The 21071-nt window shown below is 60.3% G+C and carries 21 protein-coding genes and 1 pseudogene; 16 read left to right on the top strand and 6 right to left on the bottom strand.

Translation table 11 applies throughout. The features are described from left to right. Window positions 1-8 precede the first annotated feature (8 nt). The 3 genes from FXV83_RS27835 (at window position 9) to FXV83_RS27825 (ending at window position 1725) form a co-directional block, all read left to right on the top strand. Window positions 9-416, top strand: a complete 408-nt coding sequence (locus FXV83_RS27835) for a DUF2285 domain-containing protein (protein ID WP_342760689.1) — start codon at window positions 9-11, stop codon at window positions 414-416. A 124-nt stretch (window positions 417-540) separates the two neighbouring features. After that, a complete protein-coding gene (locus FXV83_RS27830) occupies window positions 541-819 on the top strand; it encodes a helix-turn-helix transcriptional regulator (protein WP_148742779.1) in 279 nt (92 codons plus the stop codon). Between the two features lie 3 nt (window positions 820-822). Next, window positions 823-1725, top strand: a complete 903-nt coding sequence (locus FXV83_RS27825; RefSeq protein ID WP_148742778.1) for a replication initiator protein A — start codon at window positions 823-825, stop codon at window positions 1723-1725. A 317-nt stretch (window positions 1726-2042) separates the two neighbouring features. On the opposite strand, the gene FXV83_RS27820 is transcribed toward FXV83_RS27825, so the two are convergent. From FXV83_RS27820 to FXV83_RS27810, 3 genes are all read right to left on the bottom strand, one after another. Beyond that, window positions 2043-2237, bottom strand: a complete 195-nt coding sequence (locus tag FXV83_RS27820) for a hypothetical protein (protein ID WP_148742777.1) — start codon at window positions 2235-2237, stop codon at window positions 2043-2045. 81 nt (window positions 2238-2318) lie between these two features. Then, complete coding sequence (locus FXV83_RS27815; RefSeq protein ID WP_148742776.1) at window positions 2319-3002, bottom strand: transposase; 684 nt, start codon at window positions 3000-3002, stop codon at window positions 2319-2321. Between the two features lie 15 nt (window positions 3003-3017). Continuing rightward, complete coding sequence (locus tag FXV83_RS27810; protein WP_187436205.1) at window positions 3018-3317, bottom strand: IS110 family transposase; 300 nt, start codon at window positions 3315-3317, stop codon at window positions 3018-3020. A gap of 374 nt (window positions 3318-3691) precedes the next feature. On the opposite strand from FXV83_RS27810, the gene FXV83_RS27805 reads away from it, so the two are divergent. The 10 genes and pseudogenes from FXV83_RS27805 to FXV83_RS27760 all read left to right on the top strand — a co-directional run bounded on the left by FXV83_RS27805 (window position 3692) and on the right by FXV83_RS27760 (window position 14304). Next, window positions 3692-4156: a DUF2840 domain-containing protein gene (locus FXV83_RS27805; protein ID WP_148742774.1), complete on the top strand. Its 465-nt coding sequence runs from the start codon at window positions 3692-3694 to the stop codon at window positions 4154-4156. Further along, complete coding sequence (locus FXV83_RS27800; protein WP_148742773.1) at window positions 4156-4662, top strand: S26 family signal peptidase; 507 nt, start codon at window positions 4156-4158, stop codon at window positions 4660-4662. The genes FXV83_RS27805 and FXV83_RS27800 overlap by 1 nt, the downstream gene beginning before the upstream one ends. A gap of 305 nt (window positions 4663-4967) precedes the next feature. Continuing rightward, on the top strand, window positions 4968-5561 hold the full coding sequence (locus FXV83_RS27795) for a lytic transglycosylase domain-containing protein (protein WP_235940220.1): 594 nt from the start codon (window positions 4968-4970) through the stop codon (window positions 5559-5561). A 241-nt stretch (window positions 5562-5802) separates the two neighbouring features. Continuing rightward, complete coding sequence (locus FXV83_RS27790; protein ID WP_148742771.1) at window positions 5803-7530, top strand: relaxase/mobilization nuclease domain-containing protein; 1728 nt, start codon at window positions 5803-5805, stop codon at window positions 7528-7530. 1037 nt (window positions 7531-8567) lie between these two features. Further along, a complete protein-coding gene (locus tag FXV83_RS27785) occupies window positions 8568-10547 on the top strand; it encodes a conjugal transfer protein TraG (protein WP_148742770.1) in 1980 nt (659 codons plus the stop codon). 13 nt (window positions 10548-10560) lie between these two features. Then, the gene (locus tag FXV83_RS27780; RefSeq protein ID WP_148742769.1) at window positions 10561-10980 is read left to right on the top strand and encodes a CopG family transcriptional regulator; all 420 of its coding nucleotides are present in this window, start codon (window positions 10561-10563) and stop codon (window positions 10978-10980) included. A 640-nt stretch (window positions 10981-11620) separates the two neighbouring features. Further along, window positions 11621-11956 carry a hypothetical protein gene (locus FXV83_RS27775; RefSeq protein ID WP_148742768.1) on the top strand — a complete coding sequence of 112 codons (336 nt, stop codon included), beginning with the start codon at window positions 11621-11623 and terminating at the stop codon, window positions 11954-11956. Window positions 11957-12048: 92 nt separating this feature from the next. Next, window positions 12049-12603: an SDR family oxidoreductase gene (locus tag FXV83_RS27770; protein WP_210250767.1), complete on the top strand. Its 555-nt coding sequence runs from the start codon at window positions 12049-12051 to the stop codon at window positions 12601-12603. Between the two features lie 53 nt (window positions 12604-12656). Further along, window positions 12657-13491 (top strand): annotated as a pseudogene (locus tag FXV83_RS45505) (nitrilase-related carbon-nitrogen hydrolase); the annotation flags it as partial. Between the two features lie 657 nt (window positions 13492-14148). Beyond that, complete coding sequence (locus FXV83_RS27760) at window positions 14149-14304, top strand: hypothetical protein (RefSeq protein ID WP_235940216.1); 156 nt, start codon at window positions 14149-14151, stop codon at window positions 14302-14304. A 155-nt stretch (window positions 14305-14459) separates the two neighbouring features. Here the strand turns inward: FXV83_RS27760 and FXV83_RS27755 are convergent, their stop codons facing one another. From FXV83_RS27755 to FXV83_RS43090, 3 genes are all read right to left on the bottom strand, one after another. Continuing rightward, the gene (locus FXV83_RS27755) at window positions 14460-14675 is read right to left on the bottom strand and encodes a hypothetical protein (RefSeq protein WP_148742765.1); all 216 of its coding nucleotides are present in this window, start codon (window positions 14673-14675) and stop codon (window positions 14460-14462) included. A gap of 940 nt (window positions 14676-15615) precedes the next feature. Next, window positions 15616-16074, bottom strand: coding sequence for a hypothetical protein (locus tag FXV83_RS43095; protein ID WP_187436203.1), 459 nt, complete (start codon window positions 16072-16074; stop codon window positions 15616-15618). A 27-nt stretch (window positions 16075-16101) separates the two neighbouring features. Then, window positions 16102-16314, bottom strand: a complete 213-nt coding sequence (locus FXV83_RS43090) for a hypothetical protein (protein WP_187436209.1) — start codon at window positions 16312-16314, stop codon at window positions 16102-16104. Between the two features lie 31 nt (window positions 16315-16345). Here FXV83_RS43090 and FXV83_RS27745 point away from each other — a divergent pair, with 31 nt between their 5' ends. The 3 genes from FXV83_RS27745 (at window position 16346) to dctA (ending at window position 20909) form a co-directional block, all read left to right on the top strand. Then, window positions 16346-17641: an MFS transporter gene (locus tag FXV83_RS27745; protein WP_430648953.1), complete on the top strand. Its 1296-nt coding sequence runs from the start codon at window positions 16346-16348 to the stop codon at window positions 17639-17641. A 223-nt stretch (window positions 17642-17864) separates the two neighbouring features. Further along, entirely contained in the window at window positions 17865-19067 is a 1203-nt protein-coding gene (locus FXV83_RS27740; RefSeq protein WP_148742763.1) for a TlpA family protein disulfide reductase, read from the top strand. Window positions 19068-19613: 546 nt separating this feature from the next. Continuing rightward, the gene (gene dctA, locus FXV83_RS27735; protein WP_187436207.1) at window positions 19614-20909 is read left to right on the top strand and encodes a C4-dicarboxylate transporter DctA; all 1296 of its coding nucleotides are present in this window, start codon (window positions 19614-19616) and stop codon (window positions 20907-20909) included. Window positions 20910-21071 lie beyond the last annotated feature (162 nt).

Below are 21071 nucleotides of genomic sequence, written 5' to 3'. Positions count from 1 at the left end.
ATGCGGTCTTGCGCATTCAGGGGGTGCAACATCATCTCTGGTTGAAAGAGGCGCCGCAGCCGGGTGTCTCTTACGCGGCTGAATTGCCGCTCGACGACGACTACGAGATCCGCATGCACGCTTCGCGTCGGTTGTGGCGCGCGATCACCGGCCGCGCCCCAGGACCACCCTTTCATCAGCTTTCGGCGCAGCGACGCGAACGATTGGCCTTGGCGCTGCGCGCGCTCGATGGGCACTTGGACGGCGCTTCTTATCGCGTCATTGCCGAAGTGCTGTTCGGCCGAAAACGCATCCCTGAACGCGCCTGGAAAACCCATGAGCTGCGCAGCCGGACCATCCGCCTGGTGCAGGCTGGTTTGGCTCTGATGCGCGGCGGCTACCGTGCATTGCTACGTCCCTCATCTCGCAGGCAGTAGAGCCGGGGTGGCGAAAATCATCGGTCCATCTTCGGCATCCCCCTGAGCACTCCTACTCCGTCATGGTGACCGTCGACACGCGACCGAACCCGGCCGCGCTCCAGACGACGACGGAGCCTTGCAAATGCCCGATCCGAACGCCGGACTGCCGCCGCGATACCTGCGCACGCCCGAGGCGGCGCGCTTTCTTGGACTGTCCGGCCGCACCCTCGAAAAGCACCGCACCTATGGCACAGGCCCGACCTACCGGAAGCTGGGCGGCCGGGTTGTGTATGCGCTCGAAGACCTGACGGCGTGGGTTGACCGCGGCGCCAAAACGTCCACCAGCGATCCTGGCGCAGGCACAGTCCTGCCCGCGAAACGGCACACGCCGATTCCGTATGCGGGCAAGGAGCGGCGCTGACCTATGCCGGACAGCAACTCAACTGCAGCCAGGAGGCGGCGCTCGGAGCGCGACCAACTCGATTTGTTTCGCGCGCTTCCTGGCGATCTCGCGCCACGGGACGCGCAAGACTTGATGGCATATCCGTTCTTTTCGTTGGCAAAGTCGAAGCGGATCGTTCCGATCGACTTCCGCACAGGCACCATCACCATCCGTGTCGAAGCGGTGCCGGAACATGGCCTGGCCACGATCTGGGACGCGGACGTTCTGATCTGGGCTGCCTCGCAGATTGTCGAAGCCCGCGATGCCGGCCTGAAAACGTCCCGGCTGATGGTAGCGACGCCTTACGAGATCCTGACCTTCGTCGGCCGCGGCACCAGCGTACGCGACTACGACCGCCTCAAGGCTGCGCTCGACCGATTGCAATCAACCAGCGTCATGACCTCAATCCGGCAGCCGACAGAACGGCGGCGGCACCGCTTCTCCTGGATCAACGAATGGAAACACACAAGCGATGTGCACGGGCATGCCCGTGGGATTGAGCTGATCTTACCCGATTGGTTCTACACGGGCGTTCTAAACGAATCGCTCGTGCTGACCATTGACCGCGCGTATTTCGATCTGACCGGTGGACTGGAACGTTGGCTCTATCGCCTCGTCCGCAAGCACGGGGGTCATCAGCATGGCGGCTGGAGCTTCGGCCTCGTGCACTTGCATGCCAAGTCCGGGAGCCTCTCGCCGCTCAAGCACTTCGCCTACGACCTGCGGCAGATCGTGCATCATCAGACCCTGCAGGGCTATCGGCTGGCCATCACACACGACCTGAATGGCGAAGAACGATTGAATTTCGCACCCGTGCCGATCAACCCGCCTACGCAGCGGCTGCGAAAGCGTGGCGTTATCAGCCCTGCGGGGGATAAGCTGTGAATTCGCTCGTGCTATTAGGGACCAGAACCCTCGTGCCATCGGGGACGCGATGCTCGTGCTATCGAGGACCGGAATCAGAGCTAAGGTTCTGCGGCGCCAAGACTTCCTGCTCTCGTAACTTTACTAACGTACTGACACTAACTTCTTGTTGTGAATCAGTGCGTTGTGAACAAGTCAGGCGCGCATGCAGCAGCAGCGAGGATGCCTCATGCGCCCACTCTGTCACGCGCAAAACCGTCCTGCAATGCGAATCTGTTTTCCAATATGCGCGCGCGAGCGCCATCACGCGCAAAATTACGCGATCGCCGGCATCGGCGTCACCGCATCACGCTCGTCGCATTCCCTTGCGGCAGCTCGCTCCTCGAGGAGAACTCGCTAACGTCCGTGGTTGGCACGGCCGCCACCACATGCCGGAATCTGGAGAATGGACGGTCAGGCTCACCAGCGCCGTACTTGATGGCTTCAAAGGTGTCCATGAAGCCGCCGGCAAGAAAAGTTGCGATTTCACCCACATCCCCGTCTGCTCGGGAGACGCCGCTCCGCCATCACGGAAGGAAAAGGCGCGCGTGGAAGCTGCCGGTTCGCGGAGGCCCTTAAGCCGCCGCAGCGACCGGGCCGCGCTTGCCGCCGGCGCCAAACCGGAAGGTCGTGCCATCGATCCAGATCTTGTGCGGCAGAACGGCGAGCGCGCGCGCCACCGTGGTCGCCTCGCACTTCAGATCCTTCTTCCTGGCCCGCCGCAGGACCCGCAGCCGCAGCTTAAAATTCTTCGGAATGCGCGTGAGGATCACGATCGCCGCCTCGTCCAGCATCGCTCGCGTCAGCTCATCGCCGCATTTGGAGATGCTGCCGATCCGGCCGGTCTGGCCGGATTGATAGCCCCGCAGCGTCAACCCGACATGGGCGCCGACATTGGTCGACTTCTTGAATCGCACCGGATCATCGATGGTGGCGCGGAACGTCAGCGCCACGAGCGCGCCGACACCGGGGACGGTCATCATCCGCCGCACCGCGCTGTTGCTGCGCGCCGCCACCAGCGCCAGGCGGTGCAGTTTGGCCAATTGCAGCCGCATCGCGCTTCGGGCGTCCAACAGCGGCGCGACGATCGCTTCCAGTTCTCTCTTTCCGGCAACGATCTCGCGCACCCGCGCGTCAAAACGGCCGACCGAGATCTCGGCGACTTTGAGGCCGAACGGGGGCAACAGGCCGCGGAGCATGTTCTCCATGTCCAGCACCTTGCCGAGCGTCGCCTTGCGCCCGACCAGCAGCGCTCGCACCGTTTGCGCGCCTTCCTATTTGACGTCGACGCCACGGAACCAACCGGTCCGCACCATCTGCGCAATGCCTTTGGCGTCGTTGCGATCGGTCTTCTTCAGCATCGCGTTCGGCGCCGCCTTGGCGTGCTGGGTCTCAATGCAGATCACGGGAACGTCCTTTTCGCTCAAAGCCGTGAACAGCCAGGCAGAATAGGACAACTCCTCAAGCCCGTCGCGCTTCCGCTGGAGTGTCCACTCCGCGAGACACAGCTTAGTCGCGTCCGGATCGGCCTCGAGCGTCGCTTCCTGGACGACGTTGCCGTCGCCGTCCGCCACGCAAACATTTGTCGCCTGCAGCTACACGTCGAGCCCTGCATAAAATTCGGTCGTTCGTCTCTACCATTCTCTGCCGGAACGCGCCGCCAGCTCCGTTCCCGGACAGTCGCGAAGCATCATCTCCGCAATCCCGCCGGCGAGAGGACACAAGTCACTACCTCGGGAAAACCTGCAATGCTTTCGGTTCTTCTAACGAATTGGAGTCTCGCCGATGTGGTCCTTTGCAGCAGGATTGCTGCAAGCCTTCGGCGACCACGATCCATCGAAGCCGTCATTGCAGCCGTCCTGCCGACGCCAAGGCTCTTCGTGCGATGCGCCAGCGAAGCGCATCGTTGGCACGACAAAAAGTCCTCTCAACAATATGGAGCAGTCAGGTGAGCGACCTCACAACTATTGAGCTCTTGTGGCTCGAGAAGCGGATCGAAAATCGAATCCGGTTCGGCAAACCTGCATCAGAGAAGATCGTTGACCATCACCGGCGCATTCTCTCTTTTTTGCCCGGTAGTATCTTCGCGTTCGTGCGCTGGACGTCCAACGACTTCGGAACCATCCTGTCTCGGATCGACATTTTGCGCGCGGTCGCGCCGGGGCAGCGATACTCAACCGTGCCTTGGGTCAGCCCCGGCGGCGAAAGCCTGCTGCGATTAGCTGGTTGGCCAAAGGTTGAGCGTGTTCTCCAACTGATCGACGCCGTAGAGTCACTGGGCATCGATCCTGCCGATGCAGCCCCTGACTATTGGCATCACGCCCATAACCGTCTTTCCGTCAACGAAAAGCCACGAGCTTATACCCGTGCACGCCACCAGGCGTGGCTTCATCGGCGCAGGATGGCACTCTGATGGGACGGCTGGGGAACATTCTTGCGATGTGCGGGGCCATAATGCTCGCGCTCTGGCCAATCAACAACACCTCACCATTGTACATCTGGAATGCTTCGGACAGCGTGCCGATCGGCCTTTATCGCTTGCAAGAGGCCGGACGTTTGTACGTCACTGAGCTCGTGGCGGTTCGAGCGCCAGATCCGCTCGCGATTTTTCTAGACCTCAACGGCTATTTGCCAAGCGGTCTTCCAATGCTCAAGCGTGTGCTGGCGCTTCCTGGCCAAAGCGTCTGCAGAACGGGCCTCACGATCATCGTCGACAGCATACAGATGGGTGAGGCAAACGAGCGCGATCGCCGCGGCCGACCCTTGCCGGTCTGGCAGGGTTGCCGCGTCATTGCTGAGGACGAAGTCTTTCTCATGAACTGGCAGTCCGCGGACTCGCTAGACGGCCGGTATTTCGGCCCCCTGCCGAGATCGGCCGTCATTGGGCGAGCGCTCCCGGTGTGGACCAGGGAGAAGTGACCATGCCGGATGTGCCCGATTGGCCTGTCATTTCTCCATGCGCCTGGTCGCAACATCGTTCCTCCGTCTCGGCCAGCTTCTCGAGAATCGGCGCGCATTGCTGCAGGATCGGGCGGCCTCAAGGTCGGTTGGGAGAAACTTTGTACTTGGCGGCTGTCCGCACAATGCGATGTGGGGCTACTGCTTGCTTTTTGGTAATTCTGCTGACGTTCGGACCGCCCTCGACCGCCACAGCGGAGCTCGCATCGCGCGCACAAGCTGCGCACTCCACAACCCTGCTTCCTAGCCTTGCATACGCCGCCTTCGTGACCGAAGCCTCCCATCGATTCGCGATCCCGGAGCGCTGGATCAATGCCGTGATGCAGGTCGAAAGCGGCGGTAATGCGCACGCCATATCGCCTTCGGGAGCGCTCGGGCTGATGCAAATCATGCCCGCGACTTGGGTCGAACTGAGCGCTCGTCACGATCTTGGTATCGATCCGTTTGATCCGCACGACAACATTATGGCTGGGGCAGCGTACCTTCGCGAGATGCTCGACCGGTTCGGATCGGGAGGGTTTCTTGCAGCCTACAATGCGGGACCGAAGCGGTACGAGCAGCATTTGACGACAGGCCGATCCCTTCCAGATGAAACGCAAACCTATGTAGCCAGAGTAACACCATTGATCGGTCTTGAGCAGCGCGAGAGCGCTGGTTCGGCCGCCAGACAAGTTGTCCTGTGGCAGCAGGCTCCAGTTTTTGTTGAGCGATGCGGCAGCTCATCCGCTGCCGATGGCTGTGCATCAGGAGTGCGCACAATGACTTCGTCGAAGCCAGCGACTAGAGCGGTTGCCAGCGCACTCGTACCTCGCGCGACGGGGCTGTTCATGCATCGATCAGTCAAGGAGCAGTCTCCATGATAGCAATCGCATTTGCTCGCATGGCCTCGAAGGTTCTCGCATCTTTGAGAATGGTCGGGAGGGTGCAGGGGGTAGCCGACCGCCGAGGGCAGGATAAAAGCCGCAAGGTGCGGCCGGTCGGTTGTGCGAGAAAGTCTATCGATTTCAATGATCGACTATACATTGCGGCGACTCGGAGCAAAGTTCATCTTTCGCCAAGGCGCTGTTCTTACACGGCTTTCGGTGCCTTGCGGCGGCCGGAATGACGCGTGACGATGATCTTCGGATCCGTCCCGGCCGTATCCGTTCCACGCGCGCGCCCCGGACAAAGCCCTTTCTGGCGCAGGCACTCACAGCCGCTCAGAAGGCCGGCGGCCTCTCGCGAGGCAAGCATGGCCATGGCCGTAAGTTTGGACGCGGCCGCGCCGCGAGCATCGCTGCGGCGCGGCTCCTCAACGCCCGCGCCCGCGGCGCTATGGTCAAGGCGCGGGTGGTGCGGCGGATGCGTTCGCCGGGCGCGTTGCGCGCCCATATCAGTTACCTGCAGCGCGATGGAGTCACGCGCGACGGCGCTCCGGGCAAACTATTCGACGCTGCGGGGGACGATGCGGACGGTCGCGCCTTCGTCACGCGTTGCGAGGGTGATCGCCATCATTTTAGGTTCATTGTCTCGCCTGATGATGCTGGTGAACTTGCCAGCCTGCGTAGCTTCACTCGGGAGCTGATGGACCGAGCCTCGCGCGATCTTGGCACACGGCTTGACTGGGTCGCGGTCGACCATTGGAATACCGAGCATCCGCACATTCACATTCTCGTGCGGGGCCGTACGGATGACGGTGCTGACCTCGTCATCAGTCGCGACTATATCGCTATGGGCCTGCGCGCCCGCGCCAGCGACCTTGTCACGCGCGAACTTGGCCCTCGCTTGGAGCTCCAGATCCGCCAGAGCCTTGAGGCGGACATGACAGCCGAACGCTGGACCAGGCTCGACCGGGCGCTTGCCCGGGAGGCGGGGACGGCGGACGGCGTCATCGATTTGAGGTCAGAGCGGGATGCCGGGGGCGATCCATTGCGGGAAATTCGGATCGGGCGGATGCGGACGCTTGAGCGGCTCGGCTTGGCGGAACCTGCGGGGCCCGCGGTCTGGGTCCTTGCCGCCGATGCGGAGGCGCGGTTACGCGCGCTTGGCGAGCGCGGTGACATCATCAAGCGGCTGCACAAAAGTCTCACGCGCGACGGCGCCAGCCGCGCTCCTGCATCCTGGGCACTGGAGGGCGAACGTCATGGCGAACCGATCGTTGGTCGTCTCATCGCGCGCGGGCTTGATGACGAGCTCAAGGGCACGGCTTTTGCCATTGTCGATGGGATTGATGGGCGCGTGCATCACGTGAAGCTTCCCGACCTCGAGGCGGCCGGCGATGGGCCGATCGGTGGGATTGTCGAACTGCGCCGGTTTGCGGACGCCCGTGGTCGAACACGGACTGCACTCGCGGTTCGCTCGGAGCTCGGTCTCGATCAGCAGGTCGCGGCGGACGGAGCGACCTGGCTAGACCGCCAGCTCGTCGCGCGAGAGCCTGCCGAGCTCTCGCGAGTTGCATTTGGCGCTGAGGTTCGTACGGCACTCGAGCAGCGCATCGATGTTTTGGCCGGCCAAGGGCTCGCCCAGCGCGATGGCAACAAGGTCCGGCTAAGCCGCAATTTGATCGAAACCCTCCGCGACCGCGAACTCGACGTCATCGCACGACGTCTCATGAAGGAAACGGGCCTTCCGCACTTGTCATCTGATGCAGGTGAGCAGATTTCGGGGATTTATCGTCGGCGCCTGTCATTGGCCTCGGGGCGCTTCGCGATGATCGACAACGGCCTCGGCTTTCAGCTTGTGCCCTGGTCGCCTTCGCTCGAGCGGGAATTGGGCAAACAGGTCAGCGGCATCGCCGGTCCAGGCAGCGTCGACTGGGACTTCGGGCGCAAGCGCGGACTATCGCTCTGACCTGAGGTCCTGGCGCTGCACTGCGCCCAATTGCAGCGCGGGCGAGACTTGGTTGCCCCCGCGTGGACTGGTCAAGACGGGAAAATGGGAGAGAAGCGACAGTGAGCAGCGAATGGCAAATGGAGGATCCACCGTTCTGGACCTATCTCTTTATCGCCCCGCTTTCCCTCGACCTTGGTGGCGCTCGATGGTCGGCTGGACGCAGCTGTGTGGAAAAATGCGCCGTACGATGAGCTTGCTGAGACTCGTCAGCCTCTCAACGGCCAAATCGGCTAGCCGGACCCTTCGAATCTAGATGGCCATCCCGTGTCGCGGAAACGGCATAGGACCTTCCATCTTGAAGTGATCGGAAGTGTCTGGCTGTGGCGTGATCGCGGTGACGGTACTTCCGTGCGTGCTGGTCTCGGATGCCGATGGTCAGATGCTCTGCGCAGATGACTCAGCCGCTTCGCTCACCGCCTTTAGCATCTAGCGGGCCAAAACAATAGGGCGCCAATAGGCGACCGGCTGGAGGAGGGACTCGCTCGATACCGATCTGCGGGAGTATCTCGATGAACGTCGGCCCGGCAGTGTCGTCCCGTCGGGAATAAGCTCCTGCCGGGACGCTCCCCGCATGAGCCTTATACTCCGGGAACTCCGCCTCCTGCCGATTTAATCCGCGAACGTCCGCCTCATCAACAAGGAGTTGAGGCACGCCGCACGCTCTCTGGATCGCGGGCGCTTGACGGAGAGCTTAGGGGGAAGACCACAGCTAGCCTTCGCAGGAATCTAGGAGCGTCGCTTCGCGAAGGCCGGCCCGGTTCGCCTCGAGCGGCAGCACGGTACGAGTTGATTCTGTCATCATCCGAGCGCCGATCACGCGAAGCTGGTTGGGACGGTTCCTTGAGGAAGCCTATTCTAGGCCGCGCGAACTTTTTTCGGCCCAAACGCCGCTTCCCGATCTGATCCGCCGATCCCTTCGCTAGGGCGCGCGCGACTACGAGAAGCGTAAGCCCCTGATTGTAGCCAACGGTCAATGGTGTCGATATCCGCAAGCTATGTCTGCGACAAAAATCATCTGGCATCAGGTGATCCTGGTTTGCCTAATCGCGTTCACCTTCGTGTGGGCAGCGACCGAATGGACCGCCTATCAGCTTGCGTTCCAGCCGCAGCTTGGACCGGCCTGGTTCAGGTTGGGGAACTGGCCCATATACGAGCCGTTTGCCTTCTTCATCTGGTGGTTCGAATTCGACGCTTACGCTCCCACGATATTCCTCCAGGGGGGCGCCATCGCCGGAAGTGGTGGGATCGCGGCAGTCGCCGCAGCAATGGTGCTTTCGGTCTTGCGCGCGCATGAGGCTCGCGATGTCACGACTTACGGATCAGCGCGTTGGGCCGATACGCGCGAGGTCAAACGGGCGGGGCTGCTAGACGCCGATGGCCTCGTGCTCGGGCGTTTCGACGGTCGATATCTTCGCCATGATGGACCTGAGCACGTGCTCTGCTTTGCGCCTACCCGTTCGGGCAAGGGGGTCGGCCTGGTCGTTCCAACTCTGTTGACCTGGCCGCGCTCGGTGATCGTCCACGATATCAAGGGCGAGAATTTCCAGTTGACCTCGGGATGGCGCGCGCGCCTTGGAGATGTACTCTTGTTTGACCCGACAAACGCGGCAAGCGCGGCCTACAATCCCCTTCTTGAGATTCGCCGTGGTGATTGCGAAGTACGAGACGCCCAAAACGTGGCGGATATCCTCGTCGATCCAGAAGGGGCGCTCGAGCGCCGCAATCATTGGGAAAAAACCAGCCATTCTCTGCTCGTCGGCGCGATCCTGCATGTCCTCTATGCTGAAGCTGACAAGACACTTGCCGGGGTCGCCAGATTCCTTTCGGACCCATGCCGCCCGATCGAGACCACGCTGAATGCGATGCTTGCGACCCCTCATCTTGGTGATCGTGTTCATCCTGTCGTCGCTTCAGCAGCGCGAGAGCTGCTCAACAAGAGCGAGAACGAGCGGTCGGGCGTGCTGTCGACCACAATGAGCTTCTTGGGCCTTTATCGCGATCCGGTCGTCGCTAAGGTCACCGCGCGGAGCGATTGGCGCATTCGCGATCTCGTCGACAGACCGCAGCCCGTTTCGCTCTATCTCGTCGTGCCGCCATCCGACATCGTCCGCACAAAACCCTTGATGCGGCTCATCCTCAATCAGATCGGGCGGCGCCTGACCGAGAGCCTGGATCCCGACCGCCGCCGCCAAAAGCTCCTCCTGATGCTCGACGAGTTTGCAGCCCTTGGCCGACTCGACTTCTTCGAGAGCCAGCTTGCCTTTATGGCGGGCTATGGCATTCGCAGTTTCCTGATTACTCAGAGCTTGAATCAATTAGAACGCGCTTATGGGCCGAATCACGCGATCCTCGACAATTGCCACATCCGGATCGCCTTTTCCACGAATGACGAGCGCACCGCCAAGCGCGTCTCGGATGCGCTGGGGACCGCGACCGAACTGCGCGCCATGAAAAACTATGCCGGGCATCGCTTAAGCCCATGGCTTGGACACTTGATGGTGAGCCGGCAAGAGACGTCCCGTCCGCTCCTGACGCCCGGCGAAATCATGCAGCTCTCATCGAAAGAGTCGATTGTGATGGTGTCGGGCCTCCACCCTCTGCGTGCCACCAAGGTTCGTTACTATGAGGACCCGCAATTTCAGAAGCGAATCTTCAAGCCCGCTGAGACAGGAACGATTCTCTTGTCCACGCGCCCGGATGAGGACTGGTCAGGGCACCCAAGCGCTGCGCCCTCGATCGAACCGCTTGCGCCTCGGCAGCGAAAACATGGCGATCCGAACGGGGGGCTGCGGCGCGAGCCAGAATTGCCGCAGCACGAGGAGATCGAAATCAAGGCACCGCTCGCGGAACATGAGTTCGATGCTGGTCCCGATGAGCCGGACGCAGATGCGGTCCAGGCACAAGCCCTAAGCCGCGCAATGCAGGGAGTGGCGCGAGCGACCAGCCTCGACCCTGACGATGGCATGGACCTGTGAGCGGGCTAAATTGGTGAAAAAGATTCAGCTCAGCGTCTACCTTGATCCGCAGACATTCAGAACGCTTGAAGTCTTCGCAGGGCGTCGTGGCCAGCCCAAGTCGCTGGTCGCAGAGGCCGCGATCGCGTCATTTCTCTCGCCTGACGATTCCGATCGACGCGAGGCGGTTGTTGCCAAGCGGCTGGATCGGATCGCGCGGCTGCTCGAACGTCTCGAACGCAATGACACCATCATGCTGGAGACGCTCGCCCTGTTCATCCGCTTCTGGTTGACGTCGGTGCCGGCGTTACCGGAACAGTCTAGTCCAGCCGCCCGAGCCAAAGGCGCCGAACGTTATGATCGGTTCATTGAAGCACTCGGCCGAAGGCTTTCCAGTGGTTCAACTGTTCTGAAAGAGGTGAGCTTCGATTTGAACGCCGAAATTCCAGAGTAAGTCATCGACGGTCGGAGCGGGCGGATCATGCTGTTTGAGAACAGGCTGCGATTGCGCGCGAGGACCGCAAGGGAGCTTCCGAAGGTACCTCGCGCCGAGTGCATTCGGCCGCAAACAACAATAGGGCCAAATCGAATCGTGCGAGCGCGTTTGATCAGAACCGAGGACGGATATCTGAGGGGACAGACTGCATGACATGAATGCTGAAATCTGAAGCGAGTTAAGAAAAGGCTCGGCCTCCATCCGAGCTGCCGCTCAATGGAGAGAGGCTGCTTGCTTGAGCAAGCGCAAGCCTCTCAGCCTTCGCAAGAGCTTCTTAATAGTTGCCCCTACCAGTTTTTGCGGATTGCACGGCAGGTCCTCTGTGTTAGCAATCCACATTGTCCGGCCTGACTTCGCGAACACCATGTCGAAAAATGCGACAACGTACACTGCCCCAAAGATCAGCGAATCGGTGCGACGTCATCTGTTTACGTCAGATAGCAATCAGGCGGTGCCCGAGACCGCCTGCAATAAGTTTCGGCATTCAAAAGGGACGCGAACTAAATCACCCCGTTTCGATGAAAGGGACAACTGGGCCAAGAGAAGCACATTGGCTTGGAGCCGTTCAATGAGACCCAATTCCCCCGGGGTGGCGACGATGGCCAAGCATCCTCACAGCGAGATCAATCTGATCAGCTCTCTCGCCTCGCGGCCAGACGGCGTTACGCAAGCAGAGTTGCGCAAGGCCACGGGATGGAAGCTTGTCCCGATGCCCCTGATCGCCAAGCGGTGCAAGATGCAGCTGATTACCAAACGTGAGAAGGGCAACGTCACTCGCAAGAACGGCAAGATCGCCAGCAAGAGCGGCCACTTCACCACGTACTACATGATGGCGCATCATTCGACTGCGGCAGTAGCCGACGCGACTACCTACACAGCGGGCAGAAAGCCTTGTCCCTCAATGCATAAGCCGAGCGGTGCGGAAAACGCGTAATGAGCCAAAGTCCTGCAGTGCGTTGCGCAGCTATCCGGACAGCGAGGCTTGGCTATTGGCGCTTCTCGCGCCAGCTATCCCGCTTCGAAGGAATGCGCGAAACGATCATAGCCCATTTCGATGCCAATGCCGAAATCGCGAAACTCGGCTCGCTCGCGGAAGCAACGCGGCAGAGCTTTGACGTCTTGAACGTCAATTTCCGCAGATCCGATTTTAACGTTCAGAAGGCATTGCGTCTGATGCACAACGGCAGCGCGATCGTTTTCACGTCTTCTTTGTCCGATCAGGCCGGAATCGCGGCCACATTGACCGTACCGGCATCGAAGGCTGTACGGCGCAACTTCACGCGAAGGCTTGGCGCCGAGCTGATCCGCCGAAGCGTGCGGGTAAACGCCGAGAGCTCGGGCGTCATCGAAGGCCCGCTGTTCAGGAGGTTCGGCATTTCCGAGGTCAGCGTGCAAGAACACGGAAAGGCCCTGCTGGAGCAGATATCCGCGAAACACTTCGGAAAGCCGCGGAAGATCGCGACGGGTGACGTTTCTCGCTTCCGACGACGCATCCTACATCACCGGCATCGACGTGGCTGTCGATGGCGGACGCAGCACGCAGCCCTAAGCCCTGCCGGTGTGCTCGAACCAGCCCGGTGAGAGTCATCTGCCAATGCCACGCCTCCGATGCCGACAATGAGCAGGGGAAGACAATGACAAACATCGTCAAGGCAGCCGCCGTACAGATCAGCCCCGTGTTGTACAGCCGAGAGGGGACGGTCGAGAAGATCACCAAGAAGATTCGCGAATTAGGCAAGAAGGGGGCGTTTCGCCACGTTTCCGGAGACCATCATTCCTTACTACCTGTATTTCTCGTTCGTCCAGCCGCCCTTCACGCATGAAGGAGCATCAGAGGCTGCTTGAGCAATCCCTTACGGTTCCCTCTGCGGAGACGCATGCGATCGCCGCGGCCGCGAAGGATGCCCAAATGGTCGTTTCCGTCGGCGCCAACGAGGGGGACGGAGGGTCGATCTAGAACACTCAGCTCCTGTTCGATGCAGACGGCACGCTGATCCAGCCGCAAGATCACCCCCACCTATGACGAGCGGATGGTCTGGGGCCAAGGCGACGGTGCCGGCCTTCGCGCCGTAGACAGCGCCGTTGGCCGGATCGGCCAGCTTGCGTGCTGGGAGCATTATCTCCCGCTGGCCAGATACGCCTCATGCCCTTGAGTCGGCCTGCTTCGTCGTCAGCGCAACGCATGGCTCAATGCCGACCAACAAGCCCAAATTGCCAACGACACGGGCGGTGCTATCGGTCCGATTTCGGGCGGTTCCTTCACCGCTATCGTTGCCCCCGACGGTCAATTGATAAGGCGAGCCCCTGAAGGGAGGTGAAGGAGAGGTGATTGCTGATCTCGACTTCATCGAAATCGACGGGCGCAAGAGAGTGATGGATGCAAGCGGTCACTACAGTCGCCCTGAATTGATCAGCCTGCTGATCGCCCGGACACCTTCTTCGCACGTCCATGAACGGATTGTTCCTCCCAGGGGCGCGGCTACAAGCGGCCCGCCAGGCTACAGCGCACCTCGTCACAACTGCAGCGGCAAGTCCGCTTCAGGTGTCCGAACTGTTACGCTGGCGGCGCGCATTGTCCATCCATGCAGCGCCTCGCCTCGAGATCTGGATGTTGCCTCGGATGAGGATCCGCTCATACGGAAGGCCGCATCGTCAGCTCGAGACGGCTCGTCCCGGCAGGTCTTTCCGAGCGGCGCGCACCGGCGGGAGATCAGCTCCTGGCGATCCTCGCCGGGGAAGCTGGCGGCTGAAAGTGAAGCGCGCACTATAGGTACGGTGATCTCCATGCAAGAGCATCCTGCATCCTGCGCAACACGAGCGCCCATTTCGGGTTAAGGAATTCCACGGAGGACGATAAAACCAGATTGCCGCGGAGAAGGTGCCCCCGTTTGCCCGCTCGATCAACGATGCGGATCCACCCGCGGCCTGAGCACTGGGCCAAAGAATACGCAAAGCCTTCTCGCAGAGCCGGCCTCCAGACGCCATCAAGATTCATTTACTGCCGCCGCACGGTCCTCCGGGAGGCGCGCGCGCTCTCAGTAAACCACCGCAGTTTCAGGGCGCAGTATCCAGGCCTATGCTGGCCGGATGGAGCAATCAGTACTCTTCAGGTGCCCGCGCATCGGCATGAACGTGCAGCACCTGCTGACAGGGCTGGAGCAGATCGGTCCGGACACTCATCTGCCGGTCGTTTGTCCGGCATGCTCCTCGGTCGATTTCGTGAATGCCTCCACCGGCAAGCTGCTCGGCTACCGCAGTGCGGTGATGGCGGTCGACGGGTGACATCCGGCATGCTCACTCCGGTTTGGGTGCGCATCATTTGCCGGTGTAGGTCGTGTATCGTCCCTGGAAAATCCAGCGCCTTGGAGCCCCATGCGAGGGTTGATGCTTGCTGCCGCTGCAGGCGTCGCAGTCGACCTCGCTGCCGGCAATCTTCGTCAAGCCTCGCCAGCATCGGAGATGGAGCTCACGGCTGGCACGGTGCGGGGAAGCGGCAGCATGCGTTGAAGATTGCGGCTGGCCGGCGAAGGCTTGCCGAGCTTGGCATCGTATTTCTCGGCCAGCACCAGAAGCCGCTTTCGCGTGAACGGGTCGGCCTTATCGGCTAGATCGCGGGCCTGCTGTGCAAAACTCCTGTAGAACTCGACATCCATGATGTACCCCCAGTCAACGCTACCAGGATTGCACTTAAGTACATCGACGGCTCCGACGTCAAGGCGGGCGAGCAGGGTGGGCCCGTCGCAGAATGTTCTGCGATGAGCCTGTAGCAGCCGATCTGGCGCAAGTAAGCTCGCCGTCGGCAGGGGCAATTCACTGGCAGTCCTCCATCGGATCCGGAAGCGATGCCCGGAGTACGGGGGGACGATGAATCTCGTGGCTGGCGAGGACGGGCACAACGAGCGCGACCTCTGCAGCCATCGCGAGCGGACCCGCTGCGTGATCCAGCCGCCCGCCAGTGCGGCCGACAGTTCCCCTGAGCCTCCCGACGAGTGAGTTGGTCGCACCGGGCCAGCAGATACGTTTCAACGGCGCGGCACGCGAACGGTTGTAAGTCCTATCGAACGCTGGTGATGTATGCCGGACATGGGCGAGGCGCGGGTGTATTCGGTCGCGCGCGACATGAGCTGGTGCGCTTGGTATGAGGCGCATCACTCCCACAGGAACGACGCCGGTGCGTCCGCGGCGGTCGTTCGCGCCGTCACGGCGCGAGCGCGCCATCTAGATTGCGCCTGCGCCTGTTTTTTGGATCGGTAACTTTGTCGATTTCAAGCAAGGGTGCACGCACCGTCCGCGAAATCGCTCGTCTGTCGGCGACCTGGCTGTCTAGAGGGACAAGAGGCTACGAGAACGTCTGGCGCTGGTCTCTAGGAGTCCGCCGTTTCTTTCTTTCGGTACGCCAGACTGCGACCAGAATGTCCCCGCGGTTGAAGCGGCATGCGGTCTCGGCCTTTTTGTCGTGCGTCATCGCAGGGCGATCCATCCGTTCCAACCGAACTTCCAGACAACGCGCGTGCAAGTGCGGGCGGTGTGCAGTCGCAGACAGAAGGAAGCTGGAGTATGCAGATTGGCGGCGAGCGCCGGAAAGAACCGGGCTCAAGTCGGAATGAAGCTGAGGTGGACGCGCAGCCAAGTCCAAGCGAAGCTCAGCGGACCAGAAAGATAACGATTCAAGTTTCGGAGAGCATTTTCCAGCGACTTGAAGCCGCGACTGACCGCCCAGGGATGGGCAAGAGCGTCGTCGTAGAGGCGGCTCTTGAACGCTTCCTGGATCCGGCGCCGCCTATAGAGGGTCTTGTTTACCAGGCGATCGAGCGAACGAATGAGCAGGTGCTCAGTCTGCGTACAGACATCGCGATGATCGCGGAAATAGTGGCTCTCCATGCGCGATACCACCTCACTCTGACGCCGCCGATGCCGCCATTCAAGCAGGACGAGGCGTGCGTACTCGGGCTTGAGCGCTTCAGGGCCTTTGCCGAGCAGGTCGATCGTCGCGTACGGTTTGGCCGCCCCTTGCTGCAGGAGACAATCGATCGCCTTGGAAATTCCAGCCAATCCAGGTCTGAAATGGGCGGCGGGGCGTCACGCGACGTTGCACGAGCGCCAGTTGAAGAAGAGCGCTACTGTGTGGCCGCCGTAGGTGAAAGATCGGAAGCGTGTGCTGTCGCCGAGGAGGGCGGCAGCAATATCAACTTTCGACAGCTGCCAAACGCCTTTTGCTAAAGCCAATAGCCGCGCTCGGAGAAGCACGCGCAGCGATTCCACTGGGCGGATATCACGCGAAAAGCCGGTCATCCGGCCTTGGAGCTGGCGGATAATCTCTTGCGTGTTCCTTCCCTTTGCCGCGGGATACTATCTTTCCTACCTGTTTCGGATGATCAATACGCTCATTTGTGGCCGCCTCGCCTCTGAATTCGAGCTTGGTACGGCCGATTTGGGGCTGTTGGCCTCGATCCACTTTCTGGTCGTTACCGGCAGCCAGATTCCGTTGGGCATGCTCTTGGATCGCTTTGGTCCGCGCCGGGTCCAAAGTGCGCTCTTGCTGCTGGCCGCCTCAGGCGCTGCGCTTTTCGGATTATCGAGCGGATTCCTGTCGCTTCTGCTTGGTCGCGCGATGATAGCGTTTGGTACCGCAGCTTCCCTCATGTCTGGCCTGAAAACAGTCGTCCTCTGGTTTCCGAGAGAGCGCGTGGCGCTCATCAACGGCTATATGATCATGCTGGGTGCACTGGGCGCGGTAACGGCAACCGCACCAGCCGAGGCATTGCTTAACTGGATAGGCTGGCGCAGCCTGTTTGAGGTGCTTGCCGTATCCAGTGCCATCGCAGCCGCTGTGATCTATTTTTTGGTTCCAGAGCAAGACGCAACTAGAAAGAGTCCCCGAGGGACAGTCAGTATGAAGACCGTCTATACGGATGGGCGGTTCTGGAGAATTGCGCCGATTTCTTCAACATGTATCGGGTCCGCGTGGGCCTTGCAGTCCTTGTGGGCAGCGTCTTGGCTGAGCGATGTGGAAGGGTTGGATCGAACGAGCCTTGTTACACAATTGCTCGTCATGGCGATAGCCCTAAGCATTGGCGCATTGCTGCTCGGCGTGGTCGCCGATTCGCTGCGTCGGCACGGCAAGAACATTGAAACGTTGCTCGCGATCATAGCTGCTGTGTTCATTGCAGCCGAACTCGCGCTGATCGTGCATCCACCTTTCCTGTCGCTACCGTCATGGACCATTGTGGCGGTGGTCGGATCAGCAATCGCCCTCAGCTGCGCCATCATCGGAGATTACTTTCCGACCGAATTGATCGCCCGCGCAAACGGCGTGCTCAACGTTCTGCATTTCGGGTGGGCTTTCCTCGTCCAGTACGGAACGGGGTTAATTCTCGAGCAATGGCCGGCCAAAGACGGACACTACCCCTCAATCGCGTATCAGACGGCGTTCAGCATCAATGTTGTGCTGCAGCTGGCCGCCCTGGTCTGGTTCATCGCCCCTTGGCTCAAAAAGTTGAATTGGAAATCTCAGATCGCCCTCAGGCGCAAGTCGATGGACCAAAGCAGGTCAGTTCAGGTCGTGATCCCGAGCGCCGAAATGGTCATCCTGGGAACCGATGAAGATGTGGAGTGGTGAACTCGGCCTTTGCGCTGCCTGACTTCCCGCCTCGTCGGTCTACAGGCGCGTCAAGAACGTCCGGCCGACTGATTGCCTGAGAAGCTTCAAACAGCTGGTCGGACATGCGACATGCGTCGCAAGGTCGACAGGAATGACAAAAAAATGCGCAATATCAATGAGCGCTGGCTGGCACGCGACTTGCTATTTTTCTCCGCAGAGCCAGGAAAAGCGAATTAGAGCAATGACCAGTCTGACTGAGAGCGCAAGTCAAGTCGGTGCGGAGAACGTGCTGAGCGTCGGTTCCCCAGCTCCCTCCATCAAAGTTGAGGATTGGCTACGTGGCCAGCCCGTTACAAAGTTCGAACCTGGGAAAGTATACATCATCGAGTTTTGGGCGACGTGGTGCGGACCATGTATCGCCTCGATGCCGAATTTGGTGATCCTGCAAGACAAATACAGGAGCAACGGAGTTGAGGTGGTGGGAGTCGCGGCTCCGACGGTAGATGAAGCGCGAGCCAGCTTGGACGCTTGGTTGACGAAGAGCTTGCCAAATCTGAACTTCGCGATCGCATTCGACGACGCGGGCGAAATGAACAAGATTTGGATGGATCCTAGCTTTTCTGTCGAGATTCCCGCGTCATTCGTGGTGGACCGTGACGGCCGCATCGCCTTTATCGGCCATCCGACGCAACTCGATAACGCCTTGCCCAAGATTCTGAACGGATCGTGGGCAAGGAGCGATGAAGCCAAAGCGCTGGATGCGGAGAGGATAAACACGGGTCAACGCAGAAAGCGTGAACTATCGCAGAAGCGAGGGCTGGCGGAGCCGATCTTTGCCAGACTCGAACCCGCCATAAAGAGTAAGGATTGGCCGACAGCCCTTTCAGCGATCGAGGAGGCCCTCGCTGCGATGCCGGACGAGGTCACCATCCGTGGGCTTCATGCGGAACTGTTGCTTCACAAAATGCGCGACATGCGGGCTGGCCTGCCCGTGTTGCGTCAATTGGTTCGCGATGCGATCGAGAAGAAATCCGTGGTTTGGATGAGCGTGGCGATCCGCCAACTGTTCGACCCCGCGAAAGACTACTCCGGTTTCCCACATGCCGAGCGCTTTGCCATGGGCAAGGACCTCTCCGAACACATCCTAGCGACGAACCCGCCCCAAGGCGGCGAGGGCGCTAAGTTCCTGTCGTACGGGGCGGTCGCTCAGTACTATTACGAGACCGGTAAGAGGGACCGCGCGATCGAGCTGGTCAAGGTGGCGCTGAAGTGGCTGGATGCAGCGCCTGCCTCGGATGTAGCGAAACGGGATGTCGTGCCGTGCTCTCTGCAGGATTTGGCGAGCTACAGGAGTGAGAAGCTCTGTTATGAGGAGTGTTGTTCAGCCCCGCAAAACACGGCTAGCGAAAAACCGGAACCGAGATCGCCAAGTGAGGCAGCGTGAACAATGCTGCGTGCCACGTCTTTTCGGCCTCGTGCTTTTGCGATCGAATTCGATCCCTATTGGGAATGTCGGGGCATTCACATGAAGTGAGGATAGGAGAAGTGAGCGGGTGAACGCGGGCGAGGCCGCACCACCACCAGATCTTTACGGTGGTGAATGTTTCTTCAAGATATGTCGCGCTCGGGCGCGATAGCGGCGAGAGTGCCTGTCCAGGTGAAGAGTGGTCGCCGGCTGCTAAGGTTGGCGTCTTAGAAGATGCTGGATGGCATCTTCGAACAACCAAAAAAGATAGAAATGGGTGGTGACGCTGATGCTTTCCAGCTCTCAAGGAAGCTTTCTCAAGTTTCTATCGCTGCTCTCAGAAGCGATTCAGAACTTCGTTTCGCGTCGACCACAAGCCGATTCGGGAGAGGCGCCAATCCGCGGCAATGGACGGGGCCATCTGGAGCGGTCAGAGTCCCCTGCGCTCCGCACCGAAGGAACACTGAGCGAAGCCGTACCTTCATTGTCACCCCTCTTTGATACCACGGCACCGGGTCGAGCATGATGTACATTCACCGCCAGCGCCGCTCTGTCAAAGCCGCCGCCCTGTTCCAGCCATCTGGCCCCTGGTACAAAGTTCTTTACATCCAGGTACTCATCGCGATCCTGGTTGGCATTCTCGTTGGCTGGTTGTGGCCTGCTGTGGGAACGAGCAGCTGGGTCAAAGCGCTTGGTGACGGTTTCATCAAGCTGATCAAAATGGTAATTGCGCCGATCATCTTCTGCACTGTTGTGTCCGGAATTGCGCATGTTCAGGATGCACGAAAGGTCGGCCGAGTCGGCGTCAAGGCGCTGCTTTACTTCGAGATCGTATCAACCTTCGCGCTCGTCCTGGGTCTCGTGATGGGCAATCTCGTTCAGGCCGGTCATGGGCTCGCTCCCAGGGCTGATGCCGCGGCGGTAGCCAACTACGTCAAAAGGGCGGAAGGGCAGAAGGCGGTCGATTTCCTCCTCAATATCATTCCTGATAGCGTGGTTGGCGCCCTGGCGCGAGGCGACGTGCTACAGGTGCTGCTGTTTGCCATCCTATTCGGGTTCTCGCTGATGGCGCTTGGCGAGCGGGGTGAGCGGATGCGCGGTCTGGTTGACGATGCTGCGCACGCGGTGTTTGGTGTCATTAGGATCGTGATGAAGGCCGCGCCGATCGGAGCGTTCGGCGCGATGGCCTACACCATCGGCGAATTCGGACCCTCCGCGCTCGGTAAACTCATCGGATTGATTGCGCTGTTCTATGTGACAGCCGGGCTCTTCGTGATCATTGTGCTTGGCCTGATCGCGCGCTTGGTCGGCTTTTCTATCCTAAAGTTCATCGTCTACATTAAGGATGAGCTGCTGATCGTGCTCGGAACGTCGTCGTCCGAAAGCGCGCTGCCGCAGTTGATGGAAAAGCTCGAACGGCTGGGTTGTTCCAAGCCAGTCGTTGGCCTAGTGGTGCCGACCGGATACTCCTTCAATCTGGACGGCACCAACATTTACATGACGTTGGCGACGTTGTTCATCGCACAGGCGCTCGGGGTCGATCTCAACTTTGGCCAGCAGCTCACGATATTGGTTGTGGCGATGCTCACCTCGAAGGGCGCAAGCGGTGTTACCGGTGCCGGCTTCGTCACCCTGGCCGCAACGTTGACGGTGGTCAGTCCTGAGCTTGTCCCGGGCATTGCGATCGTATTCTCGATCGACAAGTTCATGAGCGAGGTGCGCGCGCTTACGAACATTATCGGGAACGGTATTGCCGCGGTATTTGTGTCCTGGTGGGAAGGCGAACTCGACCATGCCTCGCTACACGCGCAGCTCAAGTAGATGTGCGAGCTAAGCTCGGCCCTGCGACGGCCAATACCGTCGCCAACGGAATGCCGCGGGCCAGCAAAGTCGCAGTTCAATCTTGTCCGGGAGCGCCCAGCGAAAGGCGTTGAGATTCCAGACTTTGTTGCAATTGCGGACTAGAAATCGCTCCTTGAACTC

Source organism: Bradyrhizobium hipponense (assembly GCF_008123965.1).
Classification (GTDB): domain Bacteria; phylum Pseudomonadota; class Alphaproteobacteria; order Rhizobiales; family Xanthobacteraceae; genus Bradyrhizobium; species Bradyrhizobium hipponense.
Note: the sequence above shows the minus strand (reverse complement) of the source record. Positions and strands in the feature narration are given on the sequence as shown.

What these genes read in the sequence shown, in the direction of transcription:
- FXV83_RS27830 (WP_148742779.1), top strand. Translation starts at nt 541, where the DNA reads ATGCCCGATCCGAACGCCGGACTGCCGCCGCGATACCTGCGCACGCCC.
- FXV83_RS27825 (WP_148742778.1), top strand. Translation starts at nt 823, where the DNA reads ATGCCGGACAGCAACTCAACTGCAGCCAGGAGGCGGCGCTCGGAGCGC.
- FXV83_RS27800 (WP_148742773.1), top strand. Translation starts at nt 4,156, where the DNA reads ATGGGACGGCTGGGGAACATTCTTGCGATGTGCGGGGCCATAATGCTC.
- FXV83_RS27790 (WP_148742771.1), top strand. Translation starts at nt 5,803, where the DNA reads ATGACGCGTGACGATGATCTTCGGATCCGTCCCGGCCGTATCCGTTCC.
- FXV83_RS27785 (WP_148742770.1), top strand. Translation starts at nt 8,568, where the DNA reads ATGTCTGCGACAAAAATCATCTGGCATCAGGTGATCCTGGTTTGCCTA.
- FXV83_RS27775 (WP_148742768.1), top strand. Translation starts at nt 11,621, where the DNA reads ATGGCCAAGCATCCTCACAGCGAGATCAATCTGATCAGCTCTCTCGCC.
- FXV83_RS27770 (WP_210250767.1), top strand. Translation starts at nt 12,049, where the DNA reads ATGCGCGAAACGATCATAGCCCATTTCGATGCCAATGCCGAAATCGCG.
- FXV83_RS27760 (WP_235940216.1), top strand. Translation starts at nt 14,149, where the DNA reads ATGAACGTGCAGCACCTGCTGACAGGGCTGGAGCAGATCGGTCCGGAC.
- FXV83_RS27755 (WP_148742765.1), bottom strand. Translation starts at nt 14,675, where the DNA reads ATGGATGTCGAGTTCTACAGGAGTTTTGCACAGCAGGCCCGCGATCTA.
- FXV83_RS43090 (WP_187436209.1), bottom strand. Translation starts at nt 16,314, where the DNA reads ATGACCGGCTTTTCGCGTGATATCCGCCCAGTGGAATCGCTGCGCGTG.
- FXV83_RS27740 (WP_148742763.1), top strand. Translation starts at nt 17,865, where the DNA reads ATGACCAGTCTGACTGAGAGCGCAAGTCAAGTCGGTGCGGAGAACGTG.
- dctA (WP_187436207.1), top strand. Translation starts at nt 19,614, where the DNA reads ATGTACATTCACCGCCAGCGCCGCTCTGTCAAAGCCGCCGCCCTGTTC.